Below are 21,395 nucleotides of genomic sequence, written 5' to 3' on the forward strand. Positions count from 1 at the left end.
GTTTACTTCTTGCGTGAGATGAACATCACTGGAACCTTCAGGTTCCAGTAGATCGCAGCCGAGCGAAAGGCAAAGATCAGTACGATGCAGGCAATCGATCCGACGATCGCATGCTCCGGAAAGTAGTTCAAGAGCAAGACATAAAGCATGCAACCGAGTGATACGGGGATCGCATAGAGCTCATAGGACATCAATAAGGTTTTGCGTCCTGCTAATACATCGCGAATGAGTCCCCCACCAATCGCGGTGACCACGCCTAGAATGATCGCTGCTGCCGATCCACCAAAGTCATAATGCCAAGCTTTATCGGCGCCTTGGATACCAAACAGAGCCGCTCCTAAGCCGTCGATGTAAAGAATGGCCTTGTACAGTTGAGGCTGAGATAAAGTGGATTCTGCGTAGAAGGTAATGATGCTGGCAATCGCTGCCACCAGAATATAGATGGGGGCATCCGCCCAAAACACGGGCACTCCCAGAATCACATCCCGAATCGTGCCGCCACCAATCGCAGTGATGATGCCAAGCACCAAAACGCCAAAGAGATCCACGCCTCGATCAGAAATAGCTAAAACGCCGGTTACCGCAAAGGCTGCGGAAGCAACAATGCCTACCCAAAAACCCAGCTCTTCCATGGAGCCCTTTTAATCGATTGTGAAGAAGGAGTAATTATTGCAAAGTATTTTTGAGGACCGGCATTTCAGGGAGTGCAAGGACATCAATTCCCTCTTCGCGTAATGCCATCACTTCATCGGCACTGGTCTGCCCCCGGATGCTGCGCTCGGGCGACTCTTTGTAATGAATCTTCCTGGCCTCCTCGGCAAAAGCCGCACCCACATCCTCCGATTTACCAACCAACTCCCGCATGGCTTTCATGAACGTCGCCTGAATCTGACGCTCCAACTGTCCGTGATCGGCATTCGATAAGGCAATACTTTGACTTGGTTCAGCGGCCACTGGCTCTTCTGAACTGACCTTACCGCCAATACGAGGGGCTGATGGCAAGCGGCTGACATGCGCGCTGTCGCAGACCGGGCAGCACAATGTGCCACTGGCTTGTTGCGATAAAAAGTCATCCTCCGAGGCAAACCACCCCTCAAAATGATGCTCCAGATCGCAGGCTAAGTTATAGACTTTCATGAAGAACAGATGGGGATGGTGGTTGGATAATCAATAGCAATCTGACATATTTATCGTTATTGCTATTTTAAGCTCTTAACGCAGTCGTCGTTGGCGATCGAGCCAGTACAGTGAAATGATGGTCTTCACGTCCGTAATCGTGCCGTTCTCCACCCACTCGATCAACTCCTCAAGGGGCGCAGCAAAGACATCCAAAAACTCTTCGGCATCCAGACGCGCTGGGCCAGCGGTTAAACCCTCTGCCAGGTAAATATCGATGAACTCGGTGGAATAGGAAATCACCGGATGAATCCGCCGAATCTTGCTCCACCGCTTAGCAAGGTAGCCGGTCTCTTCTTGTAACTCCCGCTGCGCACAGAGTAAGGGGTCCTCCCCTACATTAAGCTTACCCGCCGGAATCTCAATCACGGCTTGCTCGATGGGGTAACGGTATTGACGCTCTACAATCACACGCCCGTCGTCTAAGATCGGCAAAATGGCAACCGCGCCCGGATGTTCCAGATACTCACGCAAGGCTCGCTGCCCGTCAGGCAGCAGCACCGTATCGCGTTTCATCTTTAAAAAGATGCCAGTGTAGACATCCTCACCCGATACGCGCTTCTCGACTAAATGATCATCGGTATGCGCGAGATCTTGAAACGATTTCTCGCTCATACCCAAACAATTAAGAACCGATGAGGGTATTGCGCATGATATTGAGGCATAGGGCCATCAGACCTGCTGGGAATACACCCAACAGGAGAACCATCAAGCCATTGAGACCCAACACCCCTTTTGCAATTCCTGAACCAGTCACCGAATGCTCATGGCTTGGTTCATCAAAATACATCACCTTCACTACACGCAAGTAGTAGAAAGCACCAATCAGCGATGCGATCACCGCAATCACAGCCAAAGCGATGTAATCAGCGTCAACCAATGCTTCCAAAACAGAAAGCTTAGCGGCAAAACCCAAAGTGGGGGGCACTCCAGCTAGGGAGAACATCATGATGAGACCAATGAAGGCATACCATGGGTGCTTGCGATTGAGACCCTTTAAGCCATCCAAGGTGTCGCAATCGTAGCCCTTGCGTGATAAGACCATCAGCAAACCGAAGGTGCCCAAAGTAGTGATCACATACGCAATCACATAGAACATCGAGGCACTAAAGGCGTGATCATCAAAAATCGAGAGCATGCCAAGCAACACAAAGCCCATCTGCGCAATCGCTGAGTAGGCCAACATCCGCTTGATATTGGTTTGGGCGATCGCCGTGATATTACCAATCACTAAGGATAGAACCGCAAGAATCATCAGCATCGGCTGCCAATCGGAGATCAGGGGTAATAAGGTATTGATCAGCAGACGGAACAGGAGAGCAAAGGCAGCAAGCTTAGGAGCTGCTGCAATCAATAAGGTGACCGCGGTTGGTGCGCCCTGATAAACATCCGGTACCCACATATGAAATGGCACCACGCCAAACTTAAAGGCAACGCCAGCCACAATAAAGACTAGGCCAAACGCCATGATGAGGTGATTAATGCGGGGATCGAGGAGGGAGCGCAAGATCTCTAGAAGATCTAAGGATCCGGTCACACCGTAGATCATCGACATACCGTAGAGCAAAAATCCCGATGCTAAGGCGCCCAGTACAAAGTACTTGATCGCCGCTTCAGAGGAAAGGCCGTTAGAATGGCGCATTGCCACCAAGCCGTAGGTTGACAGAGCCATCAACTCAAGACCAAGGTACAAGGTGATGAGGTTGGATGCCGAGATTAAGACTAATTGTCCCAATAAAGCAAATAAGGTGAGGACCAAGAAATCAGGCCGGAAGAGGCCCCGATCAATCAAATACTGCTTGGAGTAAATCAGGCTAACCAGTAGCGCAAAGCAGCACCCTGCTTTCAGTAAATTGGCAATCGGATCGGACTGGAACAGACCGGCCATGGCAAGGTATGGCAAATCAACCATTCTGCTCAAAAACACCACACCCAAACCAATTAAAAGTAAGCAGGAACAGAAATAGACAAAAGATGCTGCCCGTGGAGTGTGAAAAACATCACTCGCGACATGATCCTTCTTCTCTTTAATAAAGGCACTGGTCAACAGCAAATCACTGGCCACAAAAGCCAGAACAATTTCTGGAGCGATGGCAATTAGGTCAAAAGTATCCATGCAATAACCTTAATTAGAGTTTGCTAATCGCGACATGTTCAAGCAACTGCATCACTGCCGGATGAATAATGTCGGTAAAGGGTTTGGGATACACGCCCATGCCAATCACGCAGAGCGACAGAACGATGAACATAAAGAACTCGCGACCATTGAGATCCTCAAGCTTCTCGACCTCTGGATTGGTGATCGCACCAAAGATCACGCGCTTGACCATCCATAAGGAATAGGCAGCACCAAGGATTAATGCGGTCGCTGACAGTAGACCAATCATAAAGTCATAATCAACGGCAGCCAGGATCACCATAAACTCCCCCACAAAACCCGAGGTGGCTGGTAAGCCGCAGTTAGCCATTGCCATGAGCACCATAAATGCCGAGAACTTTGGCATGCGATGCACCACACCACCGTAATCAGCAATCTTGCGGGTGTGCATACGGTCGTATAAAACACCAATGGCCAAGAACATCGCGCCCGATACAAATCCATGCGAGATCATCTGAACAATGCCGCCCTCAATACCAAGAGGACTGAAGACGAAAAATCCTAGGGTCACAAAACCCATGTGCGCAATCGACGAGTACGCCACCAACTTTTTCATATCCTGCTGAACCAGCGCCACTAAACCAACGTAGATCACTGCAACAAGCGATAAGAAAATAATGATCGGTCCTAAAAGGATGCTGGCATCTGGCGCAATCGGCAACGAGAAACGCAAGAATCCATAAGCACCAAGCTTCAACATAATGGCTGCCAGTACCACTGAGCCACCGGTTGGGGCCTCCACGTGAACATCGGGCAACCAAGTATGCAAAGGCCACATTGGCACCTTCACGGCAAAGGCCATGAAGAAGGCAATAAAGATGAGTACCTGCTCCACAATATCCAACTTCGCCCGGTGCCAGGTCAGCAAGTCAAAGGTATTGGTTAGGTTGTAGAGATACAAAATAGCAACTAGAGCCAGCAACGATCCCAACAGGGTGTAGAGGAAGAACTTAAATGCCGCATAGATACGGTTTTGTCCACCCCATACCCCGATGATGATGTACATTGGGATGAGCGTTGCCTCAAAGAAGATATAAAACAGTAGGCCGTCAAGCGCTGAGAACACCCCAATCATGAGTCCCGACAAAATCATGAATGCGGCATAGTATTGCGAGGCCTTCTCGGTAATGACCTCCCAAGCAGCGATCACGACAAAAATATTGATAAAGGCGGTCAACACCACAAACCATACCGAAATGCCATCCACACCAAGGTGATAATTAATGTCGTAGCGTGGAATCCAGCTATGCTTTTCCACAAACTGCATGCCGGCATTGGCGATATCAAAGTTGGCGATTAGAGGTAAGGTAGCAATAAAGCCCAAAATAGCCCCAAACAAGGCCAAATACTTCACGCCAGCGGATGGACGCTCTGAGCCATAGACCAAAATCATCAGGCCAAAAACAATCGGAATCCAAATCGCGTAAGAAAGAATCATGACCAGGTGTACTTAGTAAGCAATATAAATATGGGTATACAAAATCCAGGCCATTAAGCCAATCAAGCCGACGATCATGGCAAAGGCATAGTGATAGAGATAACCCGACTGCAAATGACGGATCACCCCTGAGAACTTGCCAATCAAATGAGCGCTGCCGTTCACCACAAAACCATCAATGACTCGTTGATCGCCCTGCTTCCATAAGCCACCACCAATCAACAGAGCACCCTTTGCAAAAATCCATTGGTTCAAATCATCGAGGTAATACTTGTTATCCAATAAGGTCTTGATTGGAGCAAAGGTCTTCGCGATTTTCTCGGGCAAGGATGTAGCCCACAGGTAGCAAATGGCCGCCACCAATACACCCAGGATCAAGAGAATAAACACGGGGGTGGTAAAGCCATGCAAGGCCATCGCCACCGGGCCATGGAAATGGGATGCAAAGGTTGCGAGTGCAGGATGCTTAGCCTCATCAATATAGATCGCATCACCAAAGAAACTACCAAACAACATCGGGTCAATCGTGTAGTAACCAATAATCACCGAAGGAATTGCCAATGCAATCAACGGCAAGGTGATCACCCAAGGTGACTCATGCGGCTTCTCACCTGGTGCAAGCCCATGATGATGCTCATCGTGCGCATCATGCGAATGGTGATGGTCATAGTCATGACCAAAACGCTCCTTGCCATGGAATACATAGAAGTAGAGGCGGAAAGAATACAAGGCGGTCACAAAGACGCTCGCCATCACCGCAAAGTATGCAAAGCCCGATCCAGGTATGGTGCTCGCCGCCACCGCCTCAATAATCGAGTCTTTAGAGTAAAAGCCCGAGAAGAATGGTGTGCCAATCAATGCCAAGGAACCAATTAACATCATCAAACAGGTAATTGGCATGTATTTCCAGAGGCCGCCCATCTTGCGCATGTCCTGCTCGTGATGCATTCCAATGATCACACTACCCGCTCCTAAGAACAGCAAAGCTTTAAAGAAGGCATGGGTCATTAAATGGAAGATAGCAATTGGATAGGCAGAGACGCCGAGCGCAACGGTCATATAGCCCAGTTGTGAGAGCGTTGAATACGCCACCACGCGCTTGATATCGGTTTGTACGATTCCTAAGAATCCCATAAAGAGCGCGGTAATTGAGCCCATGACCAGAATGAAGCTCAGGGCAACATCGGAGAGCTCAAATAATGGCGACATACGGGTCACCATAAAAATACCTGCGGTCACCATCGTCGCCGCATGAATCAAGGCCGAAATGGGGGTTGGGCCTTCCATTGAGTCCGGTAACCAGACATGCAATGGAAACTGAGCCGACTTACCCATCGCACCAATGAAGAGGCAAATGCAGGCAACCGTGATTAAATTCCAATCCGTTCCTGGCACAGTCTGCGCAGCCATGACGGTATTTTGGGCAAAGATGTCCGCATAGTTCATCGAGCCAGTAGCCGCGAGCAATAGACCAATCCCCAAGATGAATCCAAAGTCGCCCACCCGATTGACCAAGAAGGCCTTCATGTTGGCAAAAATTGCGGTGGGACGATCGTAATAGAAACCGATCAGCAAATACGACACAACGCCTACCGCCTCCCAGCCAAAGAACAGCTGCAGCATGTTATTGCTCATAACAAGCATCAGCATCGCAAAGGTGAATAAGGAGATATAAGCGAAGAAACGGTTATAGCCCTCCTCACCTGCCATATAGCCGATGGTGTAGATGTGAACCATCAGAGAGACAAAGGTCACCACCACCATCATCACGGCGGTTAATGGATCAATCAGAAAACCAATATCAAAACTCAACTCCCCAATCTTCATCCAGGTGTAGACGCTACCATCGAAGTAATAGCCGTTCATCACCTCATATAAAACCCAACACGACAGCAAAAAGGAGATGGCGACACCCAAGATGGTGATCGATTGGGATGCCACTTGACCAATCCGATTGCCAAAGAACTTGGTGCCTAATAGTCCTGCAAACGCCGCTCCCACCAGTGGGGCTAGTGGAATCGCGCAGAGGTGGGCCGTTGTTAAAGCAGTGGTCATGTCAACTAGCCTTTGAGATGATCGAGGTCTTCGGTATTAATCGTGTCGACCTTACGGAATAGCACCACCAAGATCGCCAAACCAATTGCAGCCTCCGCAGCGGCTACGGTCAGTATGAAAAATACAAATACCTGACCGGCCATATCACCTAAGTAATGAGAGAACGCCACAAAGTTCATATTGACGGCAAGCAACATGAGCTCAATCGCCATCAAGAGGATGATCACGTTACGCCGATTTAGGAAGATACCGACGACGCTAATTGCAAACAGAATAGCGCCAAGGACTAAATAATGTGCAAGGGTGATGGTCATGCTGGGTCACCTGAGTTGGTTCGAGACTTTAGGTCTTGCTTAGCATCACGCTCAGCATCCATCGATACAATCCGCATCCGATCCTTAGCGGAGACCGCAACCTGCTCAGCAATATTTTGACCCTTCACATCCTTGCGTTTGCGCAAGGTAAGAGCAACAGCTGCGATGATGGCAACCAATAAAACAATACCGGCAACCTCAAAAGCATAGATGTACTCGGTAAACATTAAATAACCAAGGGCTTGGGTATTATTTGCTGCCACTACATCGGGCAAGACATTCACTGGCGCGGTAGTACCAATAAAGCCGCGGATTAACACGATCGAGAGTTGCAAGATAATGACCACACCAATCAGCATGGCGAGTGGTAGATACTTCTTGAAATCACGTCGGAGATGCGCAAGATCCAAATCGAGCATCATCACCACGAATAAGAACAACACCATCACCGCGCCCACATAGACTAGGATCAGGATCAAGCTTAAGAACTCGGCCTTGAGCAACATCCAAATACCTGAGGCACTAAAGAACGCCAAAACCAAGAACAAGGCGGCATGCACAGGATTGGGAACCGTAATGACCCGTAATGCGGAAATCACCAAGAGCGCCGCGAAGGCGTAGAAAAAGACTGAGAAGATTAAATTCGGGTCGAGGGTCATAAATCAATCAACGGTAAGGTGCGTCTGCCTCTCGGTTAGCGGCAATTTGCTTTTCGTATTCATCACCGACTGCTAGCAACATCTCTTTGGTGAAATACAGATCACCGCGCTTATCCCCGAAATACTCAAAAATATTGGTTTCCACAATGGCATCCACAGGGCAAGCCTCTTCACAATAGCCACAGAAAATGCATTTGGTGAGGTCGATGTCATAGCGTGTTGTTCTGCGGGTACCATCCTCACGCTGATCAGACTCAATCGAGATTGCCAAAGCTGGGCAAACGGCCTCACACAGTTTGCATGCAATGCAGCGCTCTTCCCCATTCGGATAGCGACGCAGCGCATGTAAGCCTCGAAAACGTGGTGAGAGTGGCGTCTTTTCTTCCGGATACTGAACCGTAATTTTAGGTTTAAATAAATAACGCCCAGTAATCGACATTCCTTTAAGAACATCTTTGAGCATTAAGCTATTGAGAAACTGAGAGGCGCGCTTGAACATAGTGATTAGCTCCAAATGTTCCAGGGGGACAAAATCCAGGCCCCAACCAACAATACCCAAACCACGGTTAACGGAATAAACACCTTCCAACCCAAACGCATAATTTGGTCATAGCGATACCGTGGCAATGAAGCCCGTAACCAAATAAAGCACGAGAGCACAAAAAAGATCTTGGCAAATAACCAGAAAAATCCTGGAATATCGCGCAAGATAGGTAAATCAAGGATTGGTAACCAACCACCCAAGAACATGATCGACGTTAAGGCGGCAATCAAGATCATATTGGCGTATTCAGCCAAGAAAAATAATGCGAAGGCCATGCCAGAGTACTCCACCATATGACCCGCAACAATCTCTGACTCACCTTCCACCACATCAAAGGGGTGACGATTGGTCTCCGCAACTCCAGAGATGAAATAGATCACAAACATGGGTAGTAAGGGCAACCAGTTCCACGAGAGGAAGTTCAGGCCCATGTCGGCAAAGATGCCCACCTCTTGAGAGCGCACGATATTACTGAGATTTAAGGAGCCGGCCACCATCAATACGGTCACCAGGGCTAAGCCCATGGCAATCTCATAAGAGATCATTTGAGCAGAAGCACGCATCGCTCCCAAGAATGGGTACTTCGAGTTTGAGGCCCACCCTGCCAAGATCACGCCATACACACCCACCGAGGTTATGGCCATCACATATAAGAGACCGGCATTTACATCCGCTAGAACTAAGTCTGCCTGGAATGGCACCACTGCCCATGCAGCAAGTGCCGGGGTAAGCACCATGAGAGGGGCAATGATGTAGAGCGTATGACTGGCGCGTGTTGGGGAGACGATCTCCTTCATCAATAGCTTGAGTGCATCTGCAATCGGCTGGAATAAACCGAGGGGACCAACCCGATTTGGACCCAAACGAATGTGCATCCAGCCAATCAGCTTACGCTCCCACAGAGTAAGGTAAGCGACCGCACCAAAGATGGGTAATACGATGATCAGGATCTTCGCTAAGTTCCAAACCAAAGGCCAGAACGAACCAAACAGTTGTTCGCCGTGGCTGGTAATGAGATCGATCCAGTTGCCCATAACGACCTTAAGCGCTCACCGTTAATTTAGAAAGAGCCACTTCACCAAACATAGAGGCTAGATGACCACTCAGCTCCGTTGCTGTTGCAATGCGCACTACACCGTCGGCCAAGTCGGGTTGTAATTGAACGCCCACTTCAACCGTCTGGCCAGCTTGGGTAAGCGCCACGCGATCACCGGCCTGCAAACCTAGTTGCCCCCAAAGGGTCTCCCCCACTCCAACCATATTGGCATCCTTTGCATCACGGGTGCGTTGCAATGCAGGGGCGCGGCGCACAATCGCATCACTTGAATAAATCGCTTGATAGGCAAGGCGCTCGAGCGATGCGGTAATCTGAACGCGTTGTTGGACCTCAGGGTTGGCTGTAAAACAATTATTGAGTTGGCTCTCTACAGACTTTGCAAACGCATCGGCATATACCTCTTCTGGGAGGTTATACAAAAAACCATTGAGGTTTAGGAGACTTCCTAATGCACGGAGCACCTTCCATGCCGGTCTAGCATCTGCCAAAGGTCGAACAGAAGGCTGAATGGTTTGCACCTGCCCCGCCATGTTCACAAAACTTCCAACGGATTCAGTATAAGGAGTGATTGGCAGAATCACATCGGCTAACTCAAGCAAATCGGGGCTCGTGTAGGCGCTCATCGCAATTACGGTATCGGCGCCTTGTAACGCAGCTCGGGTTTGTTGTGGGTTGGGTAAATCCTGAAGTGGCTCGACGTGTAACATCACATAGGCGCGCGCCTTACTTTGCAATACGGTATCAACACTGCCTTGATTACCCTGGGTAGCACCCACCAGTTGCGCCCCCACTGAATTACCACCTTCACACAAGAACCCAAAGGTGCATCCCGTATGCTTGGCAATAAACTCCGCAAGAACATGTAAATCAGAGGCGTTGGGATGGGCAATCGCCAGTGATCCCAAGAATATTGCCTGTGGCTCAGGGCTCTCAAGTTTGGCATTGCTGAGCAATTGATCTGCAATCGCTTGCGCTTCACGAGAAACGCTCTTCACTGAGAGACCAGTTGGAGGCTGTAAGGATTTTGCTTGCGCAATCGCTTGGGCAATTTGCCCCAATTGATCCACCCATTGACTGGGCTTCGATTTGAGATGCGCAGTAATCGGCATGAGCCAATCGTTACCGCCTGCATCGAGTCGATAGACCTTAAGGCCCTGTTTGCTTGCCGTGCGCATCCGAGCAGCGATCAGCGGCAGATCTTTACGCAAATGACTACCAATCACCAAGACACGCTTGAGTTCACTCAACTTCGCAATTGGCATACCCAACCAGGGTAGCGTTGCTGCTCCGCGGGTATCAGTTTGGCGCAAACGCGTCTCAATTTGATGACTTCCCAAACCACGCATCACTTTTTGCAAGAGGTAAAGTTCTTCAGCGCTTGCGATGGGGTGAGCCAATGCCGCTAACGCCTGACTACCATGCTGCTTCTGAATATCACTTAATGAGTGCACGACGTAATCGAGGGCAGACTGCCAATCGGTCTCTAACCACTGCCCATTTTGTTTCACCATTGGAGTGGTTAAACGATCAGGGCTATTTAGGCCTTCATATGCAAAGCGATCGCGGTCACTAATCCAGCACTCATTGATGGCCTCGTTCTCGAGTGCGACAACCCGCATCACATGATTAGCCTTCGTTTGTACGGTAGTGTTGGCACCCACGGCATCATGCGGACTGATCGAGCGCTTACGGACCAACTCCCAGGTGCGCGCGGCATACCGAAATGGCTTACTGGTTAAGGCGCCCACCGGGCAGATGTCGATCATATTGCCCGAGAGCTCAGAGTCAACCGTTTGCCCCACAAAGGTCGTGATTTCCGAATGCTCACCACGGTTGATCATGCCAAGTTCCATGACACCAGCAACCTCTTGGCCAAAGCGCACACAGCGGGTGCAGTGAATGCAACGCGACATCTCTTCCATGGAAATGAGTGGTCCAACATTTTTATGGAAGACCACACGCTTCTCTTCTTTATAGCGCGAACTGGATTTACCGTAGCCAACCGCCAAATCTTGTAATTGGCATTCGCCACCCTGATCGCAAATCGGGCAATCCAAGGGATGGTTAATGAGCAAGAACTCCATCACCGACTTTTGAGCCTCAACAGCCTTCGCCGAATGAGTAAACACTTTCATGCCCGCCATCACGGGGGTGGCACATGCTGGTAATGGCTTAGGCGCCTTCTCCACTTCAACCAAACACATCCGGCAGTTTGCGGCGATGCTCAGCTTCTTGTGATAGCAAAAATGAGGAACGTAAGTGCCTAGCTTGTTGGTGGCATGCATCACCATGGAGCCCTGCGGTACCTCGACGGGCTTACCGTCAACATGGATCTCAATCATGTTCACCGTACTCATGATTAGGCGGCCTTTGCAAATGAAGAAACCATGCAATGCTTATGCTCGACATGGTAAGCAAACTCATCCATATAGTGCTTGAGCATGCCTTGCACCGGCATCGCCGCTGCATCACCTAAAGCACAGATGGTCCGCCCTTGAATATTCCCGGCAACGTCTTTGAGAAGATCTAAATCCTCAGGTCGACCTTGACCGTGTTCAATGCGATTAACAATCCGCCACAACCAACCAGTCCCCTCGCGGCATGGAGTGCATTGGCCACACGACTCTTCGTGATAGAAATACGAGAGGCGTAAGAGTGAACGTACCATGCAACGGGACTCATCCATCACGATCACTGCTCCAGAGCCGAGCATCGACCCAGCCTTGGAGATCGCGTCGTAATCCATCGTGATATCCATCATGATCTTGCCAGGCAAGACTGGTGCCGATGATCCACCAGGGATCACTGCTTTGAGCTGTTTGCCATTGCGCATCCCGCCTGCCAACTTCAATAACTCAGCAAACGGTGTACCGAGTGGAACTTCATAGTTACCTGGGTAAGTGACATCTCCCGATACGGAGAAGATCTTCGTGCCGCCATTATTGGGCTTACCCAATTTGAGATAAGCCTCTGCACCAATGGCCAGAATAAATGGCACAGCTGCAAAGGTCTCGGTATTGTTAATGGTGGTTGGCTTGCCGTACAAACCAAAGTTCGCTGGGAATGGTGGCTTAAAGCGAGGCTGCCCTTTTTTACCCTCAAGCGACTCCAAGAGTGCGGTCTCTTCACCGCAAATGTAAGCACCAAAGCCTGGGGCAGCGTGCAACTGGAAACTAAATTCTGTTCCTAAAATATTCTGTCCAAGATAGCCCGCAGCACGCGCTTCCTCAAGCGCCTCTTCAAAGCGCTCATAGACCTCCCAGATCTCGCCGTGAATGTAGTTGTATCCCGTTGAGATCCCCATGGCATAAGCGCCAATAATCATGCCTTCGATTAACGCATGGGGGTTGTAGCGCATGATGTCACGGTCTTTGAATGTACCGGGCTCACCCTCGTCGCTATTGCAAACGAGGTATTTGTTACCGTTGTAGTTCTTGGGCATGAAGCTCCACTTCAAGCCGGTTGGGAATCCCGCACCACCACGGCCACGCAAGGACGATGCCTTGACTTCCGCAATCACGGCATCCGGGGTAATCTTTTCGTTAAGAATCCGGCGTAGCTGCTGATAACCACCGCGAGCCTCATAGTCTTTGAGATGCCAGTTCTTACCATCTAGGCCAGCCAAAATTAAGGGCTTAATGTGACGACTATGCAAACTGGTCATATGCTCCCCCGTTTTGCTTCTGCACTCAACTCATCTAATAAAGCATCGATCTTTTCTTGGGTCATAAAACTACACATACGGTGGTTATTCACCAACATTACAGGGGAGTCGCCACAAGCACCCATGCACTCACCCTCTTTTAGGGTGAAGGTTCCACAGGGCGTAGTCTCATTAAAGTTAATCCCGAGTTTTTTCTTGAGGTAGTCAGCCGCTTCTTCGCCATGCGTTAATTGGCAAGGCAAATTCGTGCACACCACGAGCTTGAACTTACCAATCGGCTTGGTCTCATACATGTTGTAGAACGTCGCTACTTCCTCAACCGCAATCTTGGGCATCTCCAGAATTTGCGCCACCTCAGCGATGATCTCGGGGGAGACCCAACCATGCTCTTCTTGTGCAGCAATTAAACATGCCATCACCGCCGATTGTTTTTGCTCAGACGGATACTTCGCAATATTGCGATCCATTTGGGCGCGGGTCTTAGCAGAAAAAAGGGATTGGGCTGTCATCATGGTTTATCGATCAATCTCACCAAATACAATGTCTTGGGTCCCAATGATGGTGACCGCATCCGCAATCATATGACCGCGTGACATCTCATCCATGGCTGCTAAATGAGCAAAGCCAGGAGCCCGAATCTTTAAGCGGTAAGGTTTATTAGCACCATCCGAAATGGCGTAGATACCAAACTCCCCCTTCGGGTGCTCTACTGCTGCATACGCTTCACCCGTTGGCACATGAATCCCTTCGGTAAAGAGCTTGAAGTGATGGATCAACTCTTCCATATTGGTTTTCATATCAACGCGCTTTGGCGGGGCTACTTTATGGTTATCACTCATCACTGGGCCTGGATTGGCTCGCAACCACTTCACACACTGTTGAATAATGCGATTGGATTGACGCATTTCTTCCATGCGCACTAAATATCGGTCGTAGCTATCGCCATTCACACCCACTGGAATATCAAAATCCAACTGGTCATAGACTTCATAAGGCTGCTTCTTGCGCAAGTCCCAAGCAAAACCAGAGCCACGCAACATCGGGCCAGTAAAACCCATCTGCAGAGCTCGCTCAGGGGAGACCACGCCGATACCCACCAAGCGCTGCTTCCATATTCGGTTATCGGTTAACAAATTGTTGTACTCATCCACATTGGCTGGGAAGCGATTACTAAAGTCCTCAATGAAATCCAATAATGATCCGCTGCGGCTCTCGTTCAAACGCTTTACCGCTTGCTCACTCCGAATCGCCGACTTGGCGTATTGAGGCATCCTCTCAGGTAAATCGCGATAGACACCGCCGGGACGATAGTAGGCTGCATGCATGCGAGCACCGGATACCGCCTCATACATATCGAAGATATCTTCGCGATCACGGAAGGCATATAAAAAGATTGCCATCGCACCAACGTCGAGACCATGGCAGCCAACCCAGAGTAAGTGATTGAGCAGACGGGTGAGCTCATCAAACATCACACGGATGTATTGGGCTCGGATAGGAACATCAACATCGAGAAGCTTCTCGATGGCCATCACATAGGCATGCTCATTGACCATCATCGATACATAATCAAGACGATCCATATACGGCACACTCTGAATCCAAGTCCGGGTCTCGGCGAGTTTCTCGGTCGCACGATGCAATAAGCCAATATGCGGATCGGCGCGTTGGATCACTTCGCCATCGAGCTCAAGCACTAAACGCAATACACCGTGAGCCGCAGGATGCTGGGGGCCAAAGTTGAGGGTGTAGTTCTTAATCTCAGCCATTTGCCAAGCCACCGTATTGTTCTTCACGAATCACGCGGGGGGTCACCTCACGTGGATCAATCGTGACTGGCTGATACACCACTCGCTTTAACTCCGGGTCATAGCGCATCTCGACATGGCCCGAGATTGGGAAATCTTTACGGAATGGATGACCAATAAAGCCGTAATCGGTCAAGATACGACGCAAATCCTCATGACCATCAAATAGGATGCCAAAGAGATCGAAGGCCTCGCGCTCAAACCAATTGGCTGAGTTCCAAATGGGCACCATCGATGCCACCAATGGATAGTCGTCGTCTGGGGCAAATACCCGAATACGCAGACGTTGGTTATGCTTGATAGACAGTAAGTGGCTAACCACCGCAAAGCGGGGGCCGCTCCAAGTGCCATCGGCATAGTCTTTGTAATCAACTCCACATAAATCAATCAGCTGCTCAAACGCTAAGCTGGGATCGTCTCGTAATAATTTGGCTGACTCAGCATACGTTGCGTGATGCAAGACGATGGTCAACTCACGATGATCGATCGAGGCACTTTGAATACGGTTGCCTAAAACACGATCCAATTGCAAACGAAGTTGTTCGAGGCGATCACTCATCTCAACCCTTCCGCGCAATGGTGCTGGTGCGACCAATTTTGGCCTGCAATTGAATGATGCCGTAGATCAAGGCTTCGGCCGTTGGTGGACAACCAGGAACATACACATCCACTGGAACGATACGATCGCATCCGCGTACCACCGAATAAGAGTAGTGATAATAGCCACCGCCGTTAGCACATGAACCCATCGATATCACCCAACGCGGTTCTGGCATCTGGTCATAGACCTTGCGTAAAGCGGGGGCCATTTTGTTACATAAGGTACCCGCCACGATCATTAAATCTGATTGACGAGGCGATGGACGGAACACCACCCCAAAACGATCGAGGTCGTAGCGCGATGCGCCCGCATGCATCATCTCAACTGCGCAACAGGCCAAGCCAAAGGTCATCGGCCAAAGCGATCCGGTTCTGGTCCAATTAATTAACTGGTCAGCCGAAGTCGTTACAAAACCTTGTTTTAGAACACCTTCAAGTGCCATCGACGTCTACTCCCAATCCAGGGCGCCCTTTTTCCAGATGTAAGCAAAACCAACGATAAATTCGAGGAGGAAAATTGCCATCGCAATGTAACCTTCCCAGCCAATATCCCTCAAGGCAATGCCCCAAGGAAATAAAAATGCGGTTTCGAGATCAAATAGGATAAAGAGAATGGCGACTAGGTAGTAGCGCACATCGAATTTCATACGAGCATCTTCAAAGGCTTCAAAGCCGCACTCATATGGAGAATCTTTTTCTGAATAAGGTTTGGAGGGGGCTAACACTTTTCCCAAAACAATGGGAGCAAGACCGACGCCGATACCAACAAGAATAAACAACAGTACTGGGAAGTAATTTGAAAGGTTCAACTTCTTCTATCCTGTGTCAGATTTCCAAACGTTCGAATTATCAACGACTTTCATTTTGGGATTCTTGATTTACAGCAATAAGACAAGAATTCCCGACCAAACTATTCCACTTTGGTGCCGACGGCGAGACTCGAACTCGCACAGCCTAAGCCACTACCCCCTCAAGATAGCGTGTCTACCAATTTCACCACGTCGGCATCTCGGAAAAGCCCTACAACAACCCTCAATTCTACCGCATTGCACCTTCCAAAAAGGTGCAAATTAGCGAGGCACGACCGGCTTACCGGGTTCTGAACTTGCTCCATTTGCTGGAGTGGCGCCACCTTGCTGGGCAGGGGCTACGGTCGGCAACGTTGAGTTGGATAAAACCCCTGACTCAACAGGCTTTTTAGTTCCCAACCATGTAATTCCTAGGGTGCTTACAAAAAAGATCACTGCAAAAATAGCAGTGGTGCGCGAGAGGAAGTTTGAGGAACCAGTCGCCCCAAATAAACTGCCTGAGGAACCTGAACCAAATGCGGCACCCATATCAGCACCCTTACCTTGCTGAATCAAGACCAAGCCAATGATGGCCAATGCAGAAACTACTTGCAGGACCACGAATAAAGTTTTAAGCCATTCCATTTCTGTTCTCCATATTGTCATTCATCATGCAATCCATCACGCTCGACAGATTGCTAAAAACTCCTTGGCATCTAACGACGCACCACCAACCAACGCCCCATCAATATCGGGCATGGCAAAAAGCTCCGTGGCGTTATCGGCACGGACACTGCCCCCATAAATAATCCCAATATGAGAGGCCACATCATCATCAAACTCAGCCAGTTGCAAACGAATCGCCCGGTGCATATCTTGGGCCATTTGCGCACTGGCAACTTTACCTGTACCAATTGCCCAAATCGGTTCGTACGCAATCAAGCAATCCACCAATCGATCCTGCAGGGTGCTCACCTGACTGGCAACCTGTCGCCTCACCACCTCGACCGCACGCCCAGAATTTCGTTCATCGGCTGTTTCACCAACACAAATGATTGGGGTCAGCTCATGATCTAAAGCCTGCTCTGCCTTAAGGGCAATGCTCTCATTGGCCTCGCCATACTGCATGCGACGCTCCGAGTGACCGACGATCACAAAGCGAACGCCCATCTCTTGCAACATGCTCGCACTCACCTCACCTGTATACGGACCGGATGCATAGGCCGATACATCTTGCGCACCCAACTGAAGTTGCGAACTTCCCAAATAGCTGCCACATTCTTGCAAATAGGGAAAGGGTATGCAGACACCGAAGCGGCGCCCTGCGGGCATGCCCTGCTGCATCTCTGCAATGACCGTTTGCAACCAATCCCGATTACTACGAACACTGCCATTCATCTTCCAATTGCCGATGACCGTCAATGCGCGCATAGCAACCCTCTTACACCGTTAAAACAATTTTTCCGACATGCTCGCTCGATTCCATCAATCGATGCGCATCAGCGGCTTGCTCTAAGGAAAATGTTTTATAAATGACTGGCTTTAGTTGACCCGCATTCAGTAAGGGCCACACCGTCTGATACAACTCTTTGGTAATTTGATGCTTGAAGGCGACAGGTCTAGGACGCAAGGTCGATCCCGTGATAGTTAAGCGGCGACGCAATATTTGGCCCGTATTGACTTCTGCCTTTGAGCCCCCCATGATCGCAATGATCACAATACGACCGTCATCGGCCAAGCAATCAATCTCGCGCTGTAAATAGGTGCCGGTGACCATGTCTAAGATCACATCCACACCTTTGCCATTGGTAGCCTTCTTGATTTCTTCTACAAAGTCTTGAGTTTTGTAATTGATTGCAAGATCTGCGCCCAATTGCGTGCAGGCCGCACACTTCTCATCGCTTCCTGCAGTAACAAAAACTCGATGACCGAGTGCTTTGGCAATCAGAATAGCGGTCACACCAATACCACTGGAACCACCTTGCACCAGCAGAGTCTCACCTTTACTGAGATGCCCGCGCTGAAAGACATTACTCCATACGGTAAAGAATGTTTCTGGCAAAGACGCTGCCTCAATATCTGAAAAACCTTTTGGATAGGGCAAACATTGCGCGATTGGAGCAGTGCATAAATCCGCGTATCCGCCACCCTGCACAAGTGCACAGACTTTATCGCCCACCTTCAAACCAAAGGTGTTATCAGCATGTGCGAGATCACCGCCAATAATCTCCCCAGCCACTTCAAGACCGGGGATATCGGATGCACCTGGAGGAACGGGGTAATGCCCTTTTCGTTGCAAGACATCTGGACGATTAATACCGGCTGCCTTCACCCGAATTAAGACCTCGCCAGAACCTACGCTTGGCACAGCAGGATCAGGGCGCTCAGCTTTTACCAACATCTCTGGCGCGCCATACTCCCGAATCTCCATTACACGCATACCAATACTCCTACTTAAACGGTCTCGTTGGGACTATCGCTTGCCTGAGTATCTGCTGAACCAGACTCCGGGGTTAACAGAGCTTTCATGGATAAACGCAAACGGCCACGCTCATCGGCTGCGAGTAATTTCACACGCACGATCTGACCCTCTTGCAAGAAGTCTTTGACATCCTTCACGCGCTCCGTTGAGATCTCAGAGATATGTAACAGCCCATCTTTACCCGGAAGGATATTCACGAGGGCGCCAAACTCAAGTAACTTCACCACTGGTCCCTCATAGACCTTACCAACTTCAGCTTCAGCCGTGATACCTTCGATCTTGGCTTTCGCTTGCGCCATACCTTCTGCACTGGTTGAGGCAATCGTGACCGTACCATCATCTTTAATATCAATGCTGCACCCGGTCTCTTTAGTGAGCGCCTGGATCGTTGCGCCGCCCTTACCAATCACTTCACGGATCTTGTCTGGATGGATCTTAAAGGTCACCATGCGTGGTGCGTGCTCTGATAGCTCTGTGCGGACAGAACCCATCGCTTCTTGCATTTTGCTCAGAATATGCAAACGGCCTTCTTGGGCTTGCGCCAACGCAACCTGCATGATTTCTTTGGTAATACCCTGGACCTTAATATCCATCTGCAAGGCAGTAATACCGTTAGCAGTACCAGCTACCTTAAAGTCCATGTCGCCTAAGTGATCCTCATCACCCAAGATATCGGTTAAGACGGCAAAGCGATTACCATCCAAGATCAGGCCCATGGCAACACCGGCCACATGGGCCTTGACTGGTACACCGGCATCCATCAGCGCTAAGCAGCCGCCACATACCGAAGCCATTGAAGATGAACCATTGGATTCGGTAATCTCAGAGACCAAACGAATGCTGTAGGCAAACTCTTCCATGCTTGGCAATACTGGTACTAAAGCGCGCTTTGCTAAACGGCCGTGACCAATCTCACGACGCTTGGGTGTACCAACGCGACCGGTCTCGCCGGTTGCAAATGGAGGCATGTTGTAGTGGAACATAAAGCGATCGCGGTACTCGCCTTCGAGCGCATCAATAATTTGCTCATCGCGTGCTGTTCCAAGAGTTGCAACTACTAAGGCTTGCGTCTCGCCACGAGTAAAGAGTGCGGAGCCGTGGGTGCGAGGCAATACACCGTTGCGAATTTCAATGGGGCGCACGGTTCGAGTATCACGGCCGTCAATGCGTGGCTCACCATTGAGAATTTGGCTACGTACGATCTTTGCTTCGATCTCGAACAAGAGATTACCAACCTCTACTTCATCCACTTCACCGTCAGCGGCCAACTGGGTCATGACATTTGCAACCACTTCTTTAATCTTGGTGGAGCGAGCTTGCTTTTGACGAATTTGATACGCATCCCGCAATGGGCCCTCTGCCAAACTTTGTAACTTGGCGATCAAAGCTTCGTTCTTGGGTGCTGGTTTCCAATCCCACTCGGGCTTACCGGCATCACGCACCAGCTCCTGAATCGCATTGATCGCGATTTGTGACTGCTCGTGTCCATACACAACAGCACCTAGCATGACGGCTTCAGATAGCTGTTGGGCCTCGGATTCCACCATCAATACTGCCGCTTGGGTGCCGGCTACGATCAAATCGAGTTCGCTCGTCGCTTGCTCGCTACGATTGGGGTTGAGTAAGTACTGGCCATCACGATAACCAACGCGCGCCGCACCCATGGGGCCATTAAATGGAATACCCGAAATTGCCAGGGCTGCAGATGATGCAATTAAAGCTGGAATATCAGCTGGCACATCAGGATTAATCGACATCACATGTACGACCACCTGGACTTCGTTATAAAAGCCTTCTGGGAATAATGGGCGAATTGGACGATCAATCAGACGAGAAATTAAGGTCTCGCCTTCGGAAGGACGTCCCTCGCGACGAAAGAATCCCCCAGGAATCTTGCCAGCAGAATAGGTCTTCTCAATGTAGTCAACGGTTAAGGGGAAAAAGTCTTGGCCCTCTTTCGCTGTTTTAGCACCGACTACCGTGGCGAGCACCACAGTGTCATCCATATTGAGGAGTACAGCACCACTGGATTGGCGAGCAATCTCACCGGTTTCCATGGTGACGGTGTGTTGGCCCCATTGAAACGTTTTTACAACTTTATGAAACATTGACATCTTTTTTTCTCCAAACATACGCACCGCGGATCCACAGCGCCGCGGTATCACTGGAGTGATTGTTTGATGAACCCAAGTGGGATGCCATTCCAGTGCGCCTCTTTTAAGAAGAAACGCATTGGAATGACACGATCCCTAGAAGCCGGTCATCTTGAACCACTCAAAGTAGAGCCTTGCCGGTTTGGCAACACCCTACTTCATTGCAATGCTGACAAAAACAAGAAATTACTTACGTAAACCTAGTTTGTCGATCAGCGCGCGATAACGGTCCAGATCCTTGCTCTTGAGGTAATCCAAGAGACGGCGACGGCGCGAGACCATCTTCAACAAGCCACGACGGCTGTGATGATCTTTTGCGTTTGCCTTGAAATGGGGGGTAAGTTCATTGATACGAGCAGTTAATAACGCCACCTGAACTTCGGGGCTACCCGTATCGTTTGCGCCACGCGCGTTTTGTTTGACGATTTCCGCCTTATTAATGTCTGCAACTGCCATCTTCATACTCCATACGTGCGGACACTCAAGCTTGCACCTGATA

General features: G+C 49.7%; 22 protein-coding genes and 1 tRNA gene. All 23 read right to left on the bottom strand.

Annotated features, from left to right (window positions below; all coding sequences use genetic code 11):
* Positions 1-2 precede the first annotated feature (2 nt).
* The 23 genes from QUE60_RS05975 to rpsO all read right to left on the bottom strand — a co-directional run bounded on the left by QUE60_RS05975 (position 3) and on the right by rpsO (position 21,352).
* Positions 3-632 carry a trimeric intracellular cation channel family protein gene (locus QUE60_RS05975; RefSeq protein WP_286223191.1) on the bottom strand — a complete coding sequence of 210 codons (630 nt, stop codon included), beginning with the start codon at positions 630-632 and terminating at the stop codon, positions 3-5.
* 34 nt (positions 633-666) lie between these two features.
* Positions 667-1,137: a DUF1178 family protein gene (locus tag QUE60_RS05980; protein ID WP_286226409.1), complete on the bottom strand. Its 471-nt coding sequence runs from the start codon at positions 1,135-1,137 to the stop codon at positions 667-669.
* Between the two features lie 75 nt (positions 1,138-1,212).
* Positions 1,213-1,791, bottom strand: a complete 579-nt coding sequence (locus tag QUE60_RS05985) for an NUDIX domain-containing protein (RefSeq protein ID WP_286223193.1) — start codon at positions 1,789-1,791, stop codon at positions 1,213-1,215.
* Positions 1,792-1,801: 10 nt separating this feature from the next.
* A complete protein-coding gene (gene nuoN / locus QUE60_RS05990; protein ID WP_286226410.1) occupies positions 1,802-3,292 on the bottom strand; it encodes an NADH-quinone oxidoreductase subunit NuoN in 1,491 nt (496 codons plus the stop codon).
* Between the two features lie 13 nt (positions 3,293-3,305).
* The gene (locus QUE60_RS05995; RefSeq protein WP_286224979.1) at positions 3,306-4,772 is read right to left on the bottom strand and encodes an NADH-quinone oxidoreductase subunit M; all 1,467 of its coding nucleotides are present in this window, start codon (positions 4,770-4,772) and stop codon (positions 3,306-3,308) included.
* A 12-nt stretch (positions 4,773-4,784) separates the two neighbouring features.
* Positions 4,785-6,827, bottom strand: a complete 2,043-nt coding sequence (gene nuoL / locus QUE60_RS06000) for an NADH-quinone oxidoreductase subunit L (protein ID WP_286226411.1) — start codon at positions 6,825-6,827, stop codon at positions 4,785-4,787.
* A 5-nt stretch (positions 6,828-6,832) separates the two neighbouring features.
* Positions 6,833-7,141 carry an NADH-quinone oxidoreductase subunit NuoK gene (gene nuoK, locus QUE60_RS06005; protein ID WP_108508726.1) on the bottom strand — a complete coding sequence of 103 codons (309 nt, stop codon included), beginning with the start codon at positions 7,139-7,141 and terminating at the stop codon, positions 6,833-6,835.
* Positions 7,138-7,800, bottom strand: a complete 663-nt coding sequence (locus tag QUE60_RS06010; protein WP_286223197.1) for an NADH-quinone oxidoreductase subunit J — start codon at positions 7,798-7,800, stop codon at positions 7,138-7,140. Before QUE60_RS06010 ends, nuoK begins: the two co-directional genes overlap by 4 nt.
* Before the next feature lie 7 nt (positions 7,801-7,807).
* Positions 7,808-8,299: an NADH-quinone oxidoreductase subunit NuoI gene (gene nuoI, locus QUE60_RS06015; RefSeq protein ID WP_286223198.1), complete on the bottom strand. Its 492-nt coding sequence runs from the start codon at positions 8,297-8,299 to the stop codon at positions 7,808-7,810.
* 5 nt (positions 8,300-8,304) lie between these two features.
* Positions 8,305-9,378, bottom strand: coding sequence for an NADH-quinone oxidoreductase subunit NuoH (gene nuoH, locus QUE60_RS06020; RefSeq protein WP_286223199.1), 1,074 nt, complete (start codon positions 9,376-9,378; stop codon positions 8,305-8,307).
* A 7-nt stretch (positions 9,379-9,385) separates the two neighbouring features.
* Positions 9,386-11,743 carry an NADH-quinone oxidoreductase subunit NuoG gene (nuoG, locus tag QUE60_RS06025; RefSeq protein ID WP_286227496.1) on the bottom strand — a complete coding sequence of 786 codons (2,358 nt, stop codon included), beginning with the start codon at positions 11,741-11,743 and terminating at the stop codon, positions 9,386-9,388.
* A 17-nt stretch (positions 11,744-11,760) separates the two neighbouring features.
* The gene (nuoF, locus tag QUE60_RS06030; protein ID WP_286223200.1) at positions 11,761-13,065 is read right to left on the bottom strand and encodes an NADH-quinone oxidoreductase subunit NuoF; all 1,305 of its coding nucleotides are present in this window, start codon (positions 13,063-13,065) and stop codon (positions 11,761-11,763) included.
* Complete coding sequence (gene nuoE / locus QUE60_RS06035) at positions 13,062-13,574, bottom strand: NADH-quinone oxidoreductase subunit NuoE (RefSeq protein WP_286227497.1); 513 nt, start codon at positions 13,572-13,574, stop codon at positions 13,062-13,064. Before nuoE ends, nuoF begins: the two co-directional genes overlap by 4 nt.
* 6 nt (positions 13,575-13,580) lie before the next feature.
* On the bottom strand, positions 13,581-14,834 hold the full coding sequence (locus tag QUE60_RS06040; protein WP_286227498.1) for an NADH-quinone oxidoreductase subunit D: 1,254 nt from the start codon (positions 14,832-14,834) through the stop codon (positions 13,581-13,583).
* Entirely contained in the window at positions 14,827-15,432 is a 606-nt protein-coding gene (locus QUE60_RS06045; protein WP_286223202.1) for an NADH-quinone oxidoreductase subunit C, read from the bottom strand. Before QUE60_RS06045 ends, QUE60_RS06040 begins: the two co-directional genes overlap by 8 nt.
* 1 nt (position 15,433) lies before the next feature.
* Entirely contained in the window at positions 15,434-15,916 is a 483-nt protein-coding gene (locus tag QUE60_RS06050; protein ID WP_108508733.1) for a NuoB/complex I 20 kDa subunit family protein, read from the bottom strand.
* Positions 15,917-15,922: 6 nt separating this feature from the next.
* On the bottom strand, positions 15,923-16,282 hold the full coding sequence (locus QUE60_RS06055) for an NADH-quinone oxidoreductase subunit A (RefSeq protein ID WP_286223203.1): 360 nt from the start codon (positions 16,280-16,282) through the stop codon (positions 15,923-15,925).
* 112 nt (positions 16,283-16,394) lie between these two features.
* A tRNA-Leu gene (locus QUE60_RS06060) sits at positions 16,395-16,479 on the bottom strand.
* Between the two features lie 64 nt (positions 16,480-16,543).
* Positions 16,544-16,906, bottom strand: a complete 363-nt coding sequence (gene secG, locus QUE60_RS06065; protein WP_108508735.1) for a preprotein translocase subunit SecG — start codon at positions 16,904-16,906, stop codon at positions 16,544-16,546.
* Between the two features lie 36 nt (positions 16,907-16,942).
* Positions 16,943-17,692 (bottom strand): triose-phosphate isomerase, encoded by a 750-nt coding sequence (tpiA, locus tag QUE60_RS06070; protein ID WP_286223204.1) that lies wholly within the window; start codon positions 17,690-17,692, stop codon positions 16,943-16,945.
* Between the two features lie 10 nt (positions 17,693-17,702).
* Positions 17,703-18,701 carry an NAD(P)H-quinone oxidoreductase gene (locus QUE60_RS06075; RefSeq protein ID WP_286223205.1) on the bottom strand — a complete coding sequence of 333 codons (999 nt, stop codon included), beginning with the start codon at positions 18,699-18,701 and terminating at the stop codon, positions 17,703-17,705.
* A gap of 14 nt (positions 18,702-18,715) precedes the next feature.
* A complete protein-coding gene (pnp, locus tag QUE60_RS06080) occupies positions 18,716-20,857 on the bottom strand; it encodes a polyribonucleotide nucleotidyltransferase (protein WP_286223206.1) in 2,142 nt (713 codons plus the stop codon).
* Between the two features lie 225 nt (positions 20,858-21,082).
* On the bottom strand, positions 21,083-21,352 hold the full coding sequence (gene rpsO, locus QUE60_RS06085) for a 30S ribosomal protein S15 (protein WP_108508739.1): 270 nt from the start codon (positions 21,350-21,352) through the stop codon (positions 21,083-21,085).
* Between the last annotated feature and the right edge of the window lie 43 nt (positions 21,353-21,395).

This window comes from Polynucleobacter sp. HIN11, assembly GCF_030297675.1.
GTDB lineage: Bacteria > Pseudomonadota > Gammaproteobacteria > Burkholderiales > Burkholderiaceae > Polynucleobacter.

Excerpts from the sequence above, each read along its gene's own strand:
- QUE60_RS05975 (WP_286223191.1), bottom strand. The coding sequence starts at position 632 with ATGGAAGAGCTGGGTTTTTGGGTAGGCATTGTTGCTTCCGCAGCCTTT.
- QUE60_RS05980 (WP_286226409.1), bottom strand. The coding sequence starts at position 1,137 with ATGAAAGTCTATAACTTAGCCTGCGATCTGGAGCATCATTTTGAGGGG.
- QUE60_RS05985 (WP_286223193.1), bottom strand. The coding sequence starts at position 1,791 with ATGAGCGAGAAATCGTTTCAAGATCTCGCGCATACCGATGATCATTTA.
- nuoN (WP_286226410.1), bottom strand. The coding sequence starts at position 3,292 with ATGGATACTTTTGACCTAATTGCCATCGCTCCAGAAATTGTTCTGGCT.
- QUE60_RS05995 (WP_286224979.1), bottom strand. The coding sequence starts at position 4,772 with ATGATTCTTTCTTACGCGATTTGGATTCCGATTGTTTTTGGCCTGATG.
- nuoL (WP_286226411.1), bottom strand. The coding sequence starts at position 6,827 with ATGACCACTGCTTTAACAACGGCCCACCTCTGCGCGATTCCACTAGCC.
- nuoK (WP_108508726.1), bottom strand. The coding sequence starts at position 7,141 with ATGACCATCACCCTTGCACATTATTTAGTCCTTGGCGCTATTCTGTTT.
- QUE60_RS06010 (WP_286223197.1), bottom strand. The coding sequence starts at position 7,800 with ATGACCCTCGACCCGAATTTAATCTTCTCAGTCTTTTTCTACGCCTTC.
- nuoI (WP_286223198.1), bottom strand. The coding sequence starts at position 8,299 with ATGTTCAAGCGCGCCTCTCAGTTTCTCAATAGCTTAATGCTCAAAGAT.
- nuoH (WP_286223199.1), bottom strand. The coding sequence starts at position 9,378 with ATGGGCAACTGGATCGATCTCATTACCAGCCACGGCGAACAACTGTTT.
- nuoG (WP_286227496.1), bottom strand. The coding sequence starts at position 11,743 with ATGATTGAGATCCATGTTGACGGTAAGCCCGTCGAGGTACCGCAGGGC.
- nuoF (WP_286223200.1), bottom strand. The coding sequence starts at position 13,065 with ATGACCAGTTTGCATAGTCGTCACATTAAGCCCTTAATTTTGGCTGGC.
- nuoE (WP_286227497.1), bottom strand. The coding sequence starts at position 13,574 with ATGACAGCCCAATCCCTTTTTTCTGCTAAGACCCGCGCCCAAATGGAT.
- QUE60_RS06040 (WP_286227498.1), bottom strand. The coding sequence starts at position 14,834 with ATGGCTGAGATTAAGAACTACACCCTCAACTTTGGCCCCCAGCATCCT.
- QUE60_RS06045 (WP_286223202.1), bottom strand. The coding sequence starts at position 15,432 with ATGAGTGATCGCCTCGAACAACTTCGTTTGCAATTGGATCGTGTTTTA.
- QUE60_RS06050 (WP_108508733.1), bottom strand. The coding sequence starts at position 15,916 with ATGGCACTTGAAGGTGTTCTAAAACAAGGTTTTGTAACGACTTCGGCT.
- secG (WP_108508735.1), bottom strand. The coding sequence starts at position 16,906 with ATGGAATGGCTTAAAACTTTATTCGTGGTCCTGCAAGTAGTTTCTGCA.
- tpiA (WP_286223204.1), bottom strand. The coding sequence starts at position 17,692 with ATGCGCGCATTGACGGTCATCGGCAATTGGAAGATGAATGGCAGTGTT.
- QUE60_RS06075 (WP_286223205.1), bottom strand. The coding sequence starts at position 18,701 with ATGCGTGTAATGGAGATTCGGGAGTATGGCGCGCCAGAGATGTTGGTA.
- pnp (WP_286223206.1), bottom strand. The coding sequence starts at position 20,857 with ATGTCAATGTTTCATAAAGTTGTAAAAACGTTTCAATGGGGCCAACAC.
- rpsO (WP_108508739.1), bottom strand. The coding sequence starts at position 21,352 with ATGGCAGTTGCAGACATTAATAAGGCGGAAATCGTCAAACAAAACGCG.